Genomic DNA, 15,028 nt, shown 5'->3' on the forward strand with positions numbered 1-15,028 from the left:
GCGCTTCTTTCCCGGCACGGGTGTCGGTAAGACGGTGATGTGTACGGGTCTAATCTCGAAGGATGACTGTGTACGGAAACTTCCCCGGCTCCCGCCCCCGGCGGCTGCGGACGACCCCGACGATGCGGCGGATGGTCGCCGAGACACGGCTCGACGCGGCGAATCTGATCCTGCCCGCGTTCGTGCGCGAGGGCATCGACGCCCCGGTCGCCATCTCGACCATGCCCGGCGTGCAGCAGCACACCCTGGACACCCTGCGGAAGGCCGCCGTCGAGGCGGTGTCGGCCGGGGTCTCCGGGATCATGCTCTTCGGCGTTCCCACGGACGAGAAGAAGGACGGTCGGGGCACGGCGGGCACCGACCCGGACGGCATCCTCCAGGCCGGGCTGCGCGCGGTGCGCGCGGAGGTCGGTGACGATCTCGTCATCATGTCCGACCTGTGCCTGGACGAGTACACCGACCACGGCCACTGCGGTGTGCTGACCGAGGACGGCCGGGTCGACAACGACGCGACGCTGGAGCGGTACGCCGAGATGGCCCAGGTCCAGGCCGACGCGGGCGCCCATGTGGTGGGCCCCAGCGGCATGATGGACGGCCAGGTCGGTGTCATTCGCGACGCGCTCGACCAGACGGGCCACGAGGACGTCTCGATCCTCGCCTACACGGTGAAGTACGCCTCGGCGTTCTACGGACCGTTCCGGGAGGCGGTCGGCTCCTCGCTCAAGGGCGACCGCCGGACGTATCAGCAGGACCCGGCGAACGCCCGCGAGTCGCTGCGCGAGCTGGCGCTCGACCTCGCGGAGGGCGCCGACATGGTCATGGTGAAGCCGGCCGGTCCGTACCTGGACGTCCTCGCGAAGGTCGCCGAATCGGTGGACGTGCCGGTCGCGGCGTACCAGATCAGCGGTGAGTACGCGATGATCGAGGCCGCCGCGGAGAAGGGCTGGATCGACCGGGACGCGGCGATCCTGGAGAGCCTGACCGGGATCCGGCGCGCGGGTGCGCAGATGATCCTGACGTACTGGGCGACGGAGGTCGCGCGGCGGCTCTCCGCGTAGTCGGGCAGGCGCCGGGGCGCCTGTGGGATTTCCGTGTGTGCGGGGTTCCCACAGGCGCCCTTTCGCGTCAGGCCCGCTTGGAGCGGCGGCGGGCCGCCACGGTCAGGCCGGCGCCCGCGGCGAGCACCACGACGGTGCCGATGGCCAGCGGGACGGTGCCGCTGCTGCCGGTCGAGGCCAGGTCGCCGTCCTTGCCGCCGGGTGTGCTCTGCGACGGGGCCGGGGTGGCGGGTGCGGACTCGGACGGGCTGTCGGACGGGGTGCCGCTCGCCGGCGGTGTGCTCGCCGGGGCGGAGGGCGTGCCGGTCACCGGCGGTGTGGTGCCGGGGGTGTTGCCCGGGGTCGGGGTGGCCGGGGGCGGGGTCTCGCCGGTCTCCGGGAGGCAGCCGGTGAAGGGGAAGTGGTGCGTCTCCGCGCCGCCCGAGCCGTGCAGCGAGGCGACCCAGACCGAGCCGTTGACGGGGGCGCCGGTGCCCAGCTCCAGATGCGCCTTGGGGGCCAGCACACTGCCGGGCCAGGCGGCCTGGCTGCTCTTGGTGACCGCGGTGGCGTCGGGGAAGTTCCACAGCAGGCGGGAGCGGACCTTGCCGTCGGAGGCGCTCTGGAGCTTGTCGTCCAGCACGTAGTCCTGGCCGCCGGAGAGGAAGAAGCCGGTGGTGCCGGCCTTGGCCATGTCGTACGTCGTGCCGCTGACGTTGACGATCGCGGTGGCGCCGGCGGGGACCTTGAGGTAGACGTCCTTGGCGCCTTCGAGCTGTTCGGCCGTCACCTCGAAGATGTTGCGGCTGGTGTTCCCGCCCTCCAGGGTGAGTTTGCTGCCGGTCAGTTCCACTTCGGTGCCGGTGGTCGAGGGTTCCTTCGCCAGTGCGGCGGAGTAGGACCGGAGCTTGCCGAACTCGGCGTCGAAGTCGATCAGCCCGGCGTTCTTGCTGAAGGTGCCGGAGTGCATTTCGAGGGCGCGGTCGCTGACCTTGCCGCCGACGGCCGCGTTGCCCTTCATCACCGCGGTGACGGAACTGCCGTTGAGCAGGTCGCCGCGGACGACGAGGGACGCCCGGCCGGGCAGGGCGTCGACCTCGGCGGCCGTCAGTTCGTTGGCGGCGCTGAAGCCGCCGCGGAAGTCGGCGTTGCCACCTACGGCCACCGCGCCTTCCGCGTCGGGGGTGTGGACGTCGTCACCGAGGACGAACTCGCCGTACTTTCCGGCGATTCCGAAGGCGTCGGTGGTGCAGGCCGCCGCGTCGGCGGCGGGTGCGGCCTGTGCGGCCGGGACGGCCGTCAGGCCGAGGACGAGGGCTCCGCCGAGCACTGCGGAAGCGGCGGCGGTTGTGGTGGTGGATATGCGCATGGGGCGTGTTTCTCCAGCGGAGGTGCTTGTAAAGATTCTGTGGCGGCTTCGGCCATAGTCTTCACACAATAGGAGATTGGTCAAGACCAATGCGCGAGGTGCTGCTTTGTCCGGTCGTCAGTTCCGGCCCCGTGCCGCTGTCGGTTCTCGGCCCCAGGCCGCTGTCGGCCCCTGCCCCGTGGGCCTACTTCCCCGTGACGTAGGCGTTCCAGATCCGGAGCGGGAAGACATTGCCGCGTTGCGAGTCGAGCCCGCCCACCCCCTGCATTCCCAGCAGTTGAGGGGTGCCCGGCTTGTTGCGGAACATCGTGACGGCCGTGGTCAGCCCTTCGGTGTGGCCGATGAACCAGGCCGACTTCATCCGGTCGTCCTCGCCGGTCGCGCCCGCCGAGAGGCCGTCGGCGGCCCTGCTCCTGGCGAACGTGGCGAGCTTCCCGTCCTGGCCCAGCCGCGTCCAGGCCACCATCCCCAGGGTGTTGTTGACATCGTTGGCCACCGAGGCGTCCATCGCGCGTCGCGGCTCGGGCTTCCCGAAGCCCTCCACCGTCTCGCCGTCCCGGGTCATCCTGGTCACCGAGTAGGGATCGGCCCTCATGCCCTCGTTGCTGAAGGCGGTGTACGCGTCCGCCATCCTGACCGCGCTCGGTGTGGACGTGCCGAGGGGGAAGGACCTGTCCAGACGGGCCAGGCTCTCCTTGTGCAGTCCGGCCGACACCGCCAGTTCCTTCACCTTCTTCAGCCCGATGTCCTTGCCGAGCAGCGTGAAGGTGGCGTTGGACGACTTGATCAGAGCGTCGCGCAGGGGCGTCGGCGCGGTGACCATCGCCCGGCCGGGACCGGCACCCGACGGGGTGGGGAGCGCCGTGTACGGGCCGTTCTTGATCAGGCGCCCCCCGCTGTCGTAGCCGCTGTCCAGGGAGATCCCGTCGCCGTGCTGAAGGGCGGCGGCCAGCACGAAGGGCTTGAAGGCCGAACCGACGGGGACACCCGCGGTGTCGGCGTTGTTGGCGAAGTGGGTGACCGCGTCGGCTCCGCCGTACACCGCGACCACGGCCCCGTCGGCCCGCACGGATGCGGCGCCGACCTCGACGTACTTGTCCTCGGAACGCTTCTTGGGGTCGAGGTCGCGCCGGCGCACACTGCGCACGGCCCGCTCCAGCTGCCCCACCCTGGCCTTGTCGAAGGTGGTGTGCACCCGGTAGCCGCCCCGGAAGAGGTCCTTGTCGGTGAGGCCCGAACGCTTCTTGATGTCCTTGTTGGCGATGTCGACGAGATAGCCGGTCTGACCGCCGAGGCTGGTCGGCTTCGCGGCAGGCTTCGGCTCGGGGAACTTCTGGTACGCGGCCCGCTCGGCCTTCGTCATCGTCCCGATCTCCACCTGCCGGTCGAGGATCCACTCCCAGCGGTCGACGGCGCGTTCGTGGTTGCCCTTGCCGCCCGCGGGGTCGTACTGCTCCGCCCCCTTGAGCAGGGACGCGAGCAGCGCCGCCTGACCGGGGTCGAGGTCCTTCGCGGGGATTCCGTAGTACGCGTTCGCCGCCGCCTGGATGCCGTAGGCGCCACGCCCGAACCAACTGGTGTTCAGATACCCCTGGAGGATCTCCTTCTTGCTCTGCTTGTTGTTCAGCTTCAGCGAGATGAAGAATTCCTTGAACTTCCGGGTGGCCGACTGCTCCTGGCTGAGATAGGTGTTCTTCACGTACTGCTGGGTGATGGTGGAGCCGCCTTGGGTCTCACCGCCCTTGACGATGCTCACGGCCGCGCGGGCGATGCCCGTCGCCGATACCCCCGGGTCGGAGTAGAAGGTCTCGTTCTCGGCGGCGATGACCGCGTTCTCCACCGAATCGGGTATGTCGGCGAGTGTGACGTTCTGCCGGTTGACCGCGCCCACGCTCACCAACTGGCTGCCGTCCGCCCAGTAGTAGACGGTGCCCTGCCTGCGCGCCTCGTCGTTCTCGTTCGGGATGTCGACGGACGCGTACACCACGGCGAACAGGCCGGCCGACGCGACGAGTCCGAGTACGGCCCCGCTCAGGGCCTGCCGCCACGAAGGGATCCAGCGGCGCCAAGTACGTTTCCCCCGGCGGGGACCGTCGGCACCGGGTCTGCGATGGCGGATCGCGCGGACGGGGCGGATCGCGCGGATCGCGCGGATGGGGCTTCGGGCCATGGTCCAGCTCCTCGTTCACCGTCCCGTACCGGTGGCGCGGGGCTTGTGAGAGAGGATGTTCCGGATTGCGATCGGGTTGTCTCGAAGCCCGTCCGGGTGTGCTCAGGCGAGGCCCGCCTCTTCCAGGGCGGCTCTCGCGCAGGCCTGGACGAGGGGGTCCTCCTCGTCCCCTCCGGCGGCGGTCAGGGCCTCGGTGACCGCCGGGTCGTCCGAGGCGTAGGGGCCGAGCGCCATCGCCGCGTACTGGCGCACCAGATCCTCCTCGGGGTCGTTCAGCGCCGCCAGCAGGGCCCTGCCCGCGCGGTGGCGCAGGTCCGGGTCGGTCGGGGGCCACAGGCGCAGGACGGTGGCGGCCTCGGTGCGGGCCAGGTCGTACTCGCCGGCGTCGGCGACCACCGAGACGAGGAACGGCCCCGCGGCCGCGTTGTCGTCCAGTTCGGCGATGATCTCGCGTTTCCTGTCGTTGTCGGCCGGCAGGGCGCGGAACTCCTCGACGAGACGGGCGAGGTGGTCGGCGCGGTCGGCGCGGGCGGCGTCGCCCTGGGCCGGCTCGGCGTTCATGGGCGGTGTTCCTTCGCTCGAAGGCTCAGGGCCAGTTGATCAGGGTCATGAAGGCGACCCAGGTGAAGAACACGGTGGCGGGTGCGGCCACGGCGAGGCCGATCGCGGTCGGTGGCCTGCGCCTGGTGAACACCCAGCTCGCCACCAGGATGACCAGGGCCAGGAGCAGGCCGCAGCAGGAGACCGTCCAGGCCGGACCGAAACTGGCGTCGAATCGGTCGGCATCCGCCTCCGAGCAGGAGTCGCAGGTCATCGGCGAAAGCATGCTGTACACCAGGGCGAAGAACGCGAGCGGGAGCGTGACGACCGTGGAGATCAGTGAGGCGACCCAGGTGTGCCGGGCACTGTCGGTGCTGTCGGGGGCGTCGTCCGTGATGTTGTCGGGCATGCGTGCGATTCAACCGGAAGCCCCGGTGCGGCACATGAGCTGCCGTACTCAGGGCCTCCGGCCGGTTCGGGTCAGTCCCACCAGAAGGACCAGGTCTCCTGCCCCAGCACCGCCTTCTCCGCGTAGACGTCCAGGTCGTACGGCGGGCTCTGGTTGATGTTGTCCGGGCAGAACGCGAAGTGCTCGGCGGCGACCGCGCGGGCCTCCGGGAGGGTGGTGGGCGGGCGCCCGACCGAGACCGTCAGGGTGTCGAATCCCAGCACCACGACCCGTATGCCGAAGCGGTCCTCCCAGGAGCGGAGCACGGCAGAGAGCCGGGCCGTGTCCTCCTCGTAGTTGAGCGGGCCCGACCAGCCGATCGCCGCCGGTATGTCCGCGCTGCGCCGGGCCGGGACGAGCGCCACGCGTGTGCCGGGGTACCAGCCGTCCGGGCCGACGCACTCCTCGGCGATCGCGGCCGCCAGGTCGTCGGGGGTGTCCTGTCCCTCGGCGGCCGGGACGGGGGCCAGACCCGGCCAGTCGCCCTCGGCGGCGTCGAGCTCCTCGGGCGCGCAGTCCTCCCAGTACTGGCTGAGCACTTCCTCGGCGTCGTGATCGCCGGGGTACGACGTGCTGTCCGGGGTCAGGTCCCAGTCCTCGGGCCACTCGTCGCGTCTGCCGCCGTCGATCAGTACGGGAAGCAGGCCGACTGCCCGCCCGGCCGCGCGCAGCGTGCGCCATGTGCCGTGGGACGCGGGCTCGTCGGCGCACCAGAGCAGCGGCTCGTGCCAGGTGCCGTCGATCGTGGCGTCCACCAGTGTGCCGGGCGGGAGTTGGAGCCCTGACGTGGCCAGGGACGGGAGTGGGTTCGGGAGCGTCGCCATGACCAAACTGTAGGCCCGGCCACTGACAACCGGCCGGGCGCTGCGGTTCGGCTACGGGTGTGCGTGAACCACGACGAATTCGGTGGGCGCCGGGGTGCCGTCGGGCAGCGGTGCGGGCGCGGTGACGCGGCCGAGCGCCTGGCCGTTCGCGTTCCGGCCGGGCTGGAGTACGCGGTTGAGGTGGAGGGCCAGTTGGCGTCCGTCGGGTGCCGTCGTGACCAGGATGGCCGTGCCGTCCGGGGCGTCGGTGGTGGCGAAGGCGGCGAGCTCCGCCGTGATGCCCGGTGCGTCGAGCCGGGCGGTGACGGACGGGTCCGGGGTGTGGCTCGTGCTCTGCATCTGCGGCTCGGCCTCGCCGGCGACGAGCGCGAACAGCTGGGCCACGACGACCGGGTCGTGCGCCCCGTCGTACACCCAGCGCTGCCCCAGTACCCCGTGCTCCATGGTGCCGATGAGTGCTTCGTCGGCGCCCGCGAGCGGGGTGCCCCGGTAGCTGAACGGCACTTGGTACGTGACCGGTTCGGCCCCTGACGTGTCGGTGACCACCATGAACTCGATCCCGACCTCGCCCGCCGGGTCGTCCAGGCGGAATCCGCCGGTCCTGGCCGGCTCGGGCTGCTGCCCGGTGGCGCGGTACCAGGGCTGCTTCGGGAGCCAGGTGGTGAGGAGTTCCAGCTTGGTGGGCGTCAGGGTGGTGCGGTGGATGACAGCCATGGTGGTGGGGTTCCTCCTGCGGGTGTGGGCTCAGACGGTTCGCCGGGCGGCGGCGAAGCCGGCGAAGGCCGACCAGGTGGTGGGGGCGACGGTGAGCATGGGGCCGTCGGGGTTCTTGGAGTCGCGGATGTGGATGGCGGTGGTGTGGGCGGCGACCTCGACGCATTCGCCGCCGTCGCTGCCGCTGTAGCTCGACTTCTGCCAGTCGTAGGCGACTTCGAGGCAGGCCCCGCCTTCGCTGCCGCTGTAGCTGGACTTGAACCACTCTCGTGCGGTGCTCATAACTCTCCTAGCAGCCGGTCCAACAGGCCCTTCGTTTCCTCGGCGTTGAGAGCCTGCGTCCGCAGCATCGCATATCTCTGGGCGAGGATGCTGATCTCGTCCGGGTTGGAGATGAGCTGGCTGCCGCGCTGAGTTTCGGTGTACGCGACGCGTTGATAGTCCGGCGTTTCCAGCAGGATGAACGGCCCGTCGAGCGCCGCGTGAGTCGTTCGACCCAGCGGCATGACCTGGAGGGAGATGCCCGGCAGGCCGGCGCAGTGCCGAAGACGGTGCAGGGTTTCCCGGTACACCTCATCGCCCCCGAGGCGGTCTCGGACAATGGCCTCGGAGATGACGAAGCTGGTGGTCGGTGGCACTTCGCGGCGCAGGATTTCCTGACGCTCCAGCCGTTTGTCCACGTGTGCGTCGATCTCCTCCCTGCTGAACGTGGGAACTCGGCTGTCGAACACGGCACGTGCGTAGTTCTCGGTCTGGAGCAGACCGGGCAGGACCTGGTTGGCGAAGAAGCACAGTGCCAGGGCCTCCCACTCCAGTTCCAAGTACTCCTCCGCCCACGCCGGGATCAGGTCGATCTCCGGCATGTGTGCCACTGCCTCCTGCAACGCGCCCTTGGTGTCCAGCCGTTCGTCCAGCTTGGCGGCGAGGTCGGGCAGCAGGGCGCGTCGGCCCTGCTCGATGGAGGCGATCGTCTCGACCTGGTGGCCCACCAGGCCCGCGAGTTGGGACTGGGTCAGGCCGGCCGCCCTGCGGAAGACGGCGACCAGTCTGCCCACGAGTTTCATTGCCGACGCGTTCTTGCGCTTCCGCTTTCCGGGGTGCATACGGAGCGAACTTCCACGTGCGCGCCCGCGTCACGCGCGTACGACCCGTACAAGAAATCTGTACGGGTGCGCAGGGGTCAGGACCGGGGCTCGGGCGGAGTCCATTCGACGGCCTCCCGGACCGTCGCGTCCGGGTCCTGGGAGAGACGGTGGAGGAGTTCCGTGGTGCCACGGGACGACCAGTTCTCGACGGCCCATACGAGGGCTCTGCGGACCTTCGGGTCCGGGTGGTCCGCGAGGTGGGCCAGTTGGTCGACCGGGCCGCGTCGGCGCATCCCGAACCAGTGGAGCGTCTGGATGAGCTGTTCGGAGTCGCCGGGGCTGCCCGCCGCAGCGATCCGGCGTATGAGGACCGCGCTCGCGGGGGCCGGGCCGTCGAGGGGGTGCGGTCGGCGTTGCCGCAGGCGCTGCGATCCGTACTCGCCGCGCACCCGGCAGCCGAAACAGGTGCAGGGCGTCTTGCCGTTCGAGTCGGGGAAGTACCGCCAGCCGGTGACCTGGCTGACCGCGCGGATGCGGTGCACCTCGCGCTTGGTGACCGCCCGGGGGACGAACACCTCCCAGCCGCGCGGGTCGGGCAGGGCGGCGACCCGGCGTACGGCTTCGGCGGCCGTGACGGTCGCGGGGTCGCGGTGGTAGCGGCCCAGGGTGACGGGTTCGTCGTCCGGCAGACGGATGTGCACGGCGACGAGTCCGCGCGGGCCGCTGCGCCGGGACAGTTCGCGCAGCCACTGGTGGGTGAGGGTGTACGAGGGGAGGACGGGGAAGCAGTAGAGGCCCCGTGGCAGTGAGGCGGCGCGGCCCTGGCTGATGGCCCGTATTCCGGAGCGGCGGAGGCGTGGAGCGTTCGCCGCAGGTGTCAGGTGCACGAACATCGCCATGCGGGCGATGGTAACGAGTGGGTGTGCGGCCGGCCGGGCCGGTGTGTGTTCTGGGATGCTCGGCGGTGTGGATGCGGGCAGCGTGGTCGTGCAGATGATCGTCGTGCGGTGGTCCGTGTCGTCGCGGGGCGGCGAGGGAGCCCGGCTGCGGAGCCGGGTGCCGAAGGGGTTCCTGCTGCCCGAGGGGGTGTCCGGGCCCGTTGTCCACCGAGTGGAGTGCGACGAGCTGAACGGGTTCGTGCCGCGCTTCCGTACGTTCGACAGTCTTCGCCCGCTGGAGAGCGACACGCCGTTGCGGCTCGCGATGGAGGCCGACGGCGTACGTGTCTTCGCCGACCGGGACCGGCGGGTCACCGCTCCTCCTGCCCGCCGGCTGAGGGCCGGGCAGTGGCTGCGTTGGCGGGACACGTCCAGCGGGCGACGGCGGGCCGGGATGGCGGTCGTGAACGTCGCGGCCGTCGGCCGCCCTCCGTCGAACCTCTTTCTCGGGGCGCCCGCGTACAGCGCCGAGTCCGTGGAGACCTGGATCGGCTGACGGGTCGCCCGCCGGTCGGTGTTGATCAGCAAGTGTGCAGAATGAGCTCCATGTCGATGACGAACACCCCGAAAACGGCAACGGTCGACGATGCTGAGCAGATCGGCCGCATGCTGGCCAGTGCCTTCGACGGCGACCCGATGATGCGCTGGTTCTTCCCCGGGGACGCCTCCCGCGAGGAGGGGATGGCCCGCTACTTCAGCACGATCTTCGCCCGGCAGTACGTCCGCCACGGAGTGTGCGAGCGCACCGGCGCGGCGGCCGCCTTCTGGGTGTCGCCGGAGGGCCAGGCGAAGGCCGTTCCCGACGCGGAGACTGTCCAGGAGCTGGTGGACATCCTCGGCGACCGGGCTCCGCTGTTCCGCGAGGCGGTGGAGCTGGCGGCCGAGCACGGGCCGAAGGAGCCCCACTGGTACCTGGCGGTGGTCGGCGCGGACCCGGCCGCCCGGGGGCAGGGGCACGGGGCGGCACTGCTGCGCTCCGGCCTGGCCAAGGCCGACGCGGCGGGCCTGCCGGTCTACCTGGAGTCCTCCAAGCCGGACAACCTGCCCTTCTACGAGCACTTCGGCTTCACGGTGCTCGGCGAGGCGGAACTGCCGGGCGGCGGACCGAAGCTGTGGGCCATGCGGCGTGCTCCCCGGACGCCGGACGGCGTCTGAGACCCTCGTACGGGCTGAGGGACCGGCGCCGGTCCCTCAGCCCCGGGCAGGGGTGGAACGGCCCTGGTTCTTGCGGTAGTTCAGCCAGGAGACGGCCAGGACGGCAATTCCGGCTCCGAAGATCGTGACCGGTGTCCAGACCTGCCGGTGGAGCGGCGACGTGGAGTCGTACGCCCAGCCGCCGCCCGCGAAGATCGTGTCACCGGCGGACACCTCGGCGCCGGTGATCTTGCCGGAGGCGGTGCGGCCGTCCCTGAACGTCCACGTTCCGTAGCAGTGGGCGGCCGGCAACTGCGGGCCGCCTTCCACGCACTGTGTGACGCTGCGGACGGTGGCGGACTCGCCGGTGATCAGTTTCCGGGCGCCGTCTCCGGCCCACAGGGCGACCAGGAGCGGCAGGAGGGCGGCCAGGAGCGCGGCGGCGACAATGGAGGCCAAGGACTTGAGCCGGGTTGTTCCGCCGGGGCGGACCCGGTCGTTCGCCTCGGACATGGCAGCCCTCTCCCGTACAGCTCCAGAGCTTGTCGGCGCGGAGGACCCGGTCGCTGCGCACCGGGTCGTCGTCGATCAACGAATTGACGGCGGTATGCGACCGCTCTTCGTACGCACGCTTCCCCCTCGGGCCCGCTTTCCGATTCTACGGTCGACTGCCCTTTCGGGAGTATGAGTTGCGCGGCGGAGCCGGGGCGCGGGCACCGCGACAGGGGGATAGCCCGACCATCGATCCGGATGATCGCCCCATCGCGTCGGCCCCCGCCCGCCGGGCACCTTGGAGGGCACAGGGCAGCGAGGTGTGAGGAACCGTCAGACCACGTGCTGCGGCCAGTACTTCGAGGATTGAGGACGTACACGTGATGAAGCAGAAGCGCGCACCGGCCGGTGCACTCACACTCGCCGTGGCGCTCGGCGTCGGGGGAGCAGCGCTACCGGGGAGCGCTGCCGCCACGACCACCGCCGCAGTGTCCGCGAGCCACGGGTCCGCGGGCTATGGGTCGGCCACCGACCGCACCCGGCTGCAGGAGATTCTCCAGCGGCTGACCACCGTCGACGGCGCGCCCGGAGCCCTCGCCGAGGTGCGGGACCGGCGCGGCAGCACGGTGCTGACCAGTGGCGTCGCGAATGTGGAGAGCCACACGCCGGTTCATCGCGACAGCAGATTCCGGATCGGCAGCATGACCAAGATGTTCACGGCGACGGCCATGCTCCAACTGGTGGGAGAGCATCGCGTCCGCCTCGACGCTCCGGTGGAGCGCTACCTGCCCGGCGTCGTCCGCGGACACGGCAACGACGGACGGCAGATCACCGTCCGTCAGCTGCTCCAGCACACCAGCGGCCTGCCCGATTTCCTCGACCACCTCAAGCCGCAGGAAGTCGTCGCCAACCCGCTGGTCCGCCATGACCCCCGCGATCTCGTGGCCCTGGCGCTCAAACACCCCCGGGTCTTCGAGCCGGGCACCGGCTGGGACTACTCCAACACGAACTACCTGCTCGCCGGCCTGATCATCGAGAAGGTGACCGGCAACACGTACGCCGAGGAGGTCCGCGAGCGCATCATCGAACCGCTGCACCTGCACGAGACGTACATGCCGCGCGGCTCGGCGATCCCCGGCCCGCACCCGCGCGGGTACGCGCAGCCCGGCAAGGACGCGCCGCTCCTGGACATCACGAAGGTCGACCCGTCCGTCGGCGGCGCGGCCGGCGGGATGATCTCCAGCGGCACCGACCTCAACCGGTTCCTGGGCGCTCTCCTCCGCGGCGACCTGCTGCGCCCGGCCGAGCTCCGGGAAATGATGAAGACCCGGTGCACCGGCGGCAAGGACGGCCGTGCGTACGGCCTCGGCCTGGAGAGCAGGCCGCTGCCCGGCGGCGGTCTCTACTGGGGGCACACCGGTGACTTCCTGGGGTACGAGACGATGGCCGGTGCCACGGTCGACGGCAGAAGGGCGACGGTCATGGTCAATCTCGGCCCGGGAGGCTCGGACGCCCAGAGCGATGACATCGAGATGGTCATCCGGACGGCGCTCTCCGCGGGCCGCCCCTCCGCCCACCGGTAGCGTGCCCGCGGTGGGGTGGGGCGGCAACGTGGTCCCGCGCGGTCCGGCGTGGTACCCGGCTACCGGGCTCGCCGCCTTCGCCGAGGCCGGACACCGGAGGATCAGAACGTGAGGGCGTCGGCCATTTCGCTCTGCCAGTAGGTGACGAAGCCGTTGTCGCCCCATGACGTGCCGGCGGGGAGCGTCAGCTCGGCCGCGGCGCCCGTGGAGCCCTGGTTGGCCTTGCCGGTGAAGTACACCGAGAGGTGGGTGCCCTTGTGCAGTTCCTGCCCGTCGGGCTCACCGGACAGTCCGATCGCGGCGTAGGCGGACTGGCCCGGCTCAAGGGTGACCACGGCCTGCGGGATGCTGTCGCGGAGGACCGGGAAGGCGGCCTGGGCGTCGTCGAACCGGAGCGCCGGAGCGTGGTACGCGTAGCAGGGGGCGGAACCGGTGTTGGTCGCGGTGAGCAGCAGGTGGTTGATGGGGCGGCTCACCTTGGTGACGGTGACCTTGGTGTTCGAGCCGGTGCAGGTGACGGGGGACTTGCTGCCGCTCCCGGTGGTGCCGGAGCCGCTCTTCCCGCTGCTGCTGCTGCCGCTGCCGCTGCCGCCGGTGGAGCCCTTGGACGCGGTGGAGACGTTCTCGGCGGGCGCGTCGGTCTTGCCGCCGCCGGTCCCCTTCGCGTCCTCGGCGTCCTTGCCCGTGTCGGGGGTGACGGTGCTGCTCGCTGCCGGAGCCGCCGCGTCGGTCTTGCCGTCGTTGCCGTTCTCGTTGCCGCCGCAGGCGGTGAGCGAGAGGGCGGCCAGGAGGGCGGTCGCGGCGAGGGCGGTGGTGCGGATGTGGTTGCGCATGGTGCTGGTACTCCCCGTGTGCTGGTGATGGTGTTCGGTCAGTTGTGGCAGATCAGGAACATGACGATCGCGGTGGACACGATCACCACTCCGATGGCCACGGCATCGATGGGCTCGATGCGGAAGTGGATTCGCACTGCGTTGTCCCGGTGGTCGCTGCGGTGTGTTCACAGATTGCGGGGTGACGGATTCCGGCCGCAACGCCGAACAGCCCATTGGGGATGCTGGAATGGCTGCGCGTACTGTGACCTGGGCAGATTCCACGTCCCTGGAACGGCGTTCCGGGACGAACCAGGAGGGGGAACGCCGCAGTGGTGACGCCGGAGGCCGGGGAATTCGCGGCTCTGCTGAAGGAACTGAAGGAACGTTCGGGACGCAGTTACGGGGTGCTCGCCGGGAGACTGCACGTCAGCACGTCGACGCTGCACCGTTACTGCAACGGTGACGCGGTGCCGAACGAGTACGCCCCGGTGGAGCGGCTGGCGCGGTTGTGTGCGGCGACTTCGGAAGAGCTGGTGGAGCTGCACCGGCGGTGGATCGTGGCGGATGCGGCGCGGCGGCGCCCTGCCCAGGCTGCTCCTGCGGCTGTTCCTGCTCCTGTTCCTGCTTCTGAAGAGCCGGTGCGGGATGCGGATTCCGGGGCCGGGGCCGGGGCCGGAGCCGGTTGCGATGCGTCCGGGAGTACGCCCGTGTCCGTGTCCGTGTCCGTGTCCGTGTCCGAGCCCGAACCCGAACCCGAACCCGAACCCGAACCCGAACCCGAACCCATGATTCTGGCCGGTGGGCCGAGCCGGCCCCGGCGGTTCCTGGCCTCCGCACGGATGCGGGTGCTGCTCGCGGCCGTCGCCGTCGTCGCGCTGACCGTGCCGACCTCGATCGTCGTCAGCAATCTGTCGGGCTCGGACAAGGACGATCTCAGCAACCTCCCCGCCGTGGACGCGAAGGGCCCGGACGACGACGCGCGCGCCCGGTCCGGCCTCGACCCGAGCATCACTGCCTCGCCCAGCGGGACGAAGAAGTCGGGCAAGACCGTACCGTCCGGCTCGGCGACCGTCTCGTCCCCGCCGTCCGGCGGCGCCTCCGCCACGTCCGGGAAGCGCGGCACCGGAGCCGGGCCGGGTGGGCAGCAGAGCGGGGGCGTGCCGCTGAGCGCCACGATCAGCTCGTACAACTGGGAAGAGCCCTGCGGCCAGCACTACGTACTGGACCAGAAGCCGGAGGATGTCCCTCCGCCGCCCTCGCCGCAGGGCACCCGGGGCTGGGCCAAGACGCTCGGCGGGGTGGACGGCGGCAGCATGCAGCTCGAAGTCACCGTGCAGGGGAAGTCGGGCCTGCCCGTCGTGCTGAACGGACTGCATGTGCGGACGCTGTCCCGGAAGGCGCCGCTGGCGTGGTCGGCGTACTCCATGGGCGAGGGCTGCGGGAGCGGTGTGACTCCGCAGTCCTTCGATGTCGACCTCGACGACACCCGGCCGAACCTCACCCCGGTGGCGGGGCAGCAGGGGGAGACACGGGTGCCGCCGAAGGACTTCCCGTTCCAGGTGTCCTCCACCGACGTGGAGGTGTTCGACCTCAAGGTCCACGTCGAAGGGCACGACGTCAGCTGGTACCTGGACCTGGAGTGGAGCAGCGGCGGCCGGACAGGGATGCTGCGCATCGACGACGGCGGGAAGCCCTTCCGTACCAGCAGCATCCAGGCACGGCCGAAGTACATGTACCGGTACGACACGGCCCAGTGGGTGCCCAAGGAGTGGGACTAGGGCCTCTCGTTTGGATCATGCCTGGCTGATCCGAACGAAAGACCCTGGCGTCCCTCGTGGTCACGGCCACCGGGCCGGTGCGTACGGAGTCCGTACGGACG

General features: G+C 70.5%; 16 protein-coding genes. 5 read left to right on the plus strand and 11 right to left on the minus strand.

Going from position 1 to position 15,028, the window contains the following annotated elements; translation table 11 throughout:
* The first annotated feature begins 62 nt into the window (after nucleotides 1-62).
* A complete protein-coding gene (gene hemB / locus ABZ622_RS15680) occupies nucleotides 63-1,058 on the plus strand; it encodes a porphobilinogen synthase (RefSeq protein ID WP_360543325.1) in 996 nt (331 codons plus the stop codon).
* A 67-nt stretch (nucleotides 1,059-1,125) separates the two neighbouring features.
* Here the strand turns inward: hemB and ABZ622_RS15685 are convergent, their stop codons facing one another.
* The 9 genes from ABZ622_RS15685 to ABZ622_RS15725 all read right to left on the minus strand — a co-directional run bounded on the left by ABZ622_RS15685 (nucleotide 1,126) and on the right by ABZ622_RS15725 (nucleotide 9,086).
* A complete protein-coding gene (locus ABZ622_RS15685) occupies nucleotides 1,126-2,406 on the minus strand; it encodes a choice-of-anchor A family protein (protein WP_360543327.1) in 1,281 nt (426 codons plus the stop codon).
* Nucleotides 2,407-2,590: 184 nt separating this feature from the next.
* Entirely contained in the window at nucleotides 2,591-4,576 is a 1,986-nt protein-coding gene (locus ABZ622_RS15690) for a transglycosylase domain-containing protein (RefSeq protein WP_360543329.1), read from the minus strand.
* A gap of 102 nt (nucleotides 4,577-4,678) precedes the next feature.
* On the minus strand, nucleotides 4,679-5,137 hold the full coding sequence (locus tag ABZ622_RS15695; protein ID WP_360543331.1) for a hypothetical protein: 459 nt from the start codon (nucleotides 5,135-5,137) through the stop codon (nucleotides 4,679-4,681).
* Between the two features lie 25 nt (nucleotides 5,138-5,162).
* A complete protein-coding gene (locus ABZ622_RS15700; RefSeq protein WP_360543333.1) occupies nucleotides 5,163-5,525 on the minus strand; it encodes a DUF983 domain-containing protein in 363 nt (120 codons plus the stop codon).
* 71 nt (nucleotides 5,526-5,596) lie between these two features.
* Nucleotides 5,597-6,388 carry a DUF4253 domain-containing protein gene (locus ABZ622_RS15705; RefSeq protein ID WP_360543335.1) on the minus strand — a complete coding sequence of 264 codons (792 nt, stop codon included), beginning with the start codon at nucleotides 6,386-6,388 and terminating at the stop codon, nucleotides 5,597-5,599.
* A 51-nt stretch (nucleotides 6,389-6,439) separates the two neighbouring features.
* Nucleotides 6,440-7,102 (minus strand): 1,4-alpha-glucan branching protein, encoded by a 663-nt coding sequence (locus ABZ622_RS15710; protein ID WP_360543337.1) that lies wholly within the window; start codon nucleotides 7,100-7,102, stop codon nucleotides 6,440-6,442.
* Nucleotides 7,103-7,132: 30 nt separating this feature from the next.
* Entirely contained in the window at nucleotides 7,133-7,384 is a 252-nt protein-coding gene (locus tag ABZ622_RS15715) for a DUF397 domain-containing protein (protein WP_360543339.1), read from the minus strand.
* Entirely contained in the window at nucleotides 7,381-8,205 is an 825-nt protein-coding gene (locus ABZ622_RS15720; RefSeq protein ID WP_360543341.1) for a helix-turn-helix transcriptional regulator, read from the minus strand. The genes ABZ622_RS15715 and ABZ622_RS15720 overlap by 4 nt, the downstream gene beginning before the upstream one ends.
* A gap of 77 nt (nucleotides 8,206-8,282) precedes the next feature.
* Nucleotides 8,283-9,086: a HEAT repeat domain-containing protein gene (locus ABZ622_RS15725; protein ID WP_360543343.1), complete on the minus strand. Its 804-nt coding sequence runs from the start codon at nucleotides 9,084-9,086 to the stop codon at nucleotides 8,283-8,285.
* A gap of 67 nt (nucleotides 9,087-9,153) precedes the next feature.
* Between ABZ622_RS15725 and ABZ622_RS15730 the strand changes: the two genes are divergently transcribed.
* A complete protein-coding gene (locus tag ABZ622_RS15730) occupies nucleotides 9,154-9,621 on the plus strand; it encodes a hypothetical protein (protein ID WP_360543345.1) in 468 nt (155 codons plus the stop codon).
* Nucleotides 9,622-9,662: 41 nt separating this feature from the next.
* On the plus strand, nucleotides 9,663-10,280 hold the full coding sequence (locus ABZ622_RS15735; protein WP_360543347.1) for a GNAT family N-acetyltransferase: 618 nt from the start codon (nucleotides 9,663-9,665) through the stop codon (nucleotides 10,278-10,280).
* A 36-nt stretch (nucleotides 10,281-10,316) separates the two neighbouring features.
* On the opposite strand, the gene ABZ622_RS15740 is transcribed toward ABZ622_RS15735, so the two are convergent.
* Complete coding sequence (locus ABZ622_RS15740; protein ID WP_360543349.1) at nucleotides 10,317-10,772, minus strand: hypothetical protein; 456 nt, start codon at nucleotides 10,770-10,772, stop codon at nucleotides 10,317-10,319.
* Between the two features lie 362 nt (nucleotides 10,773-11,134).
* Between ABZ622_RS15740 and ABZ622_RS15745 the strand changes: the two genes are divergently transcribed.
* On the plus strand, nucleotides 11,135-12,334 hold the full coding sequence (locus tag ABZ622_RS15745; RefSeq protein WP_360543351.1) for a serine hydrolase domain-containing protein: 1,200 nt from the start codon (nucleotides 11,135-11,137) through the stop codon (nucleotides 12,332-12,334).
* 101 nt (nucleotides 12,335-12,435) lie between these two features.
* On the opposite strand, the gene ABZ622_RS15750 is transcribed toward ABZ622_RS15745, so the two are convergent.
* The gene (locus tag ABZ622_RS15750) at nucleotides 12,436-13,167 is read right to left on the minus strand and encodes a DUF4232 domain-containing protein (RefSeq protein WP_360543353.1); all 732 of its coding nucleotides are present in this window, start codon (nucleotides 13,165-13,167) and stop codon (nucleotides 12,436-12,438) included.
* 311 nt (nucleotides 13,168-13,478) lie between these two features.
* On the opposite strand from ABZ622_RS15750, the gene ABZ622_RS15755 reads away from it, so the two are divergent.
* Nucleotides 13,479-14,927 (plus strand): helix-turn-helix transcriptional regulator, encoded by a 1,449-nt coding sequence (locus ABZ622_RS15755; protein WP_360543355.1) that lies wholly within the window; start codon nucleotides 13,479-13,481, stop codon nucleotides 14,925-14,927.
* Nucleotides 14,928-15,028: the final 101 nt, after the last annotated feature.

Source organism: Streptomyces sp. NPDC007164 (assembly GCF_040634135.1).
Classification (GTDB): domain Bacteria; phylum Actinomycetota; class Actinomycetes; order Streptomycetales; family Streptomycetaceae; genus Streptomyces; species Streptomyces sanglieri.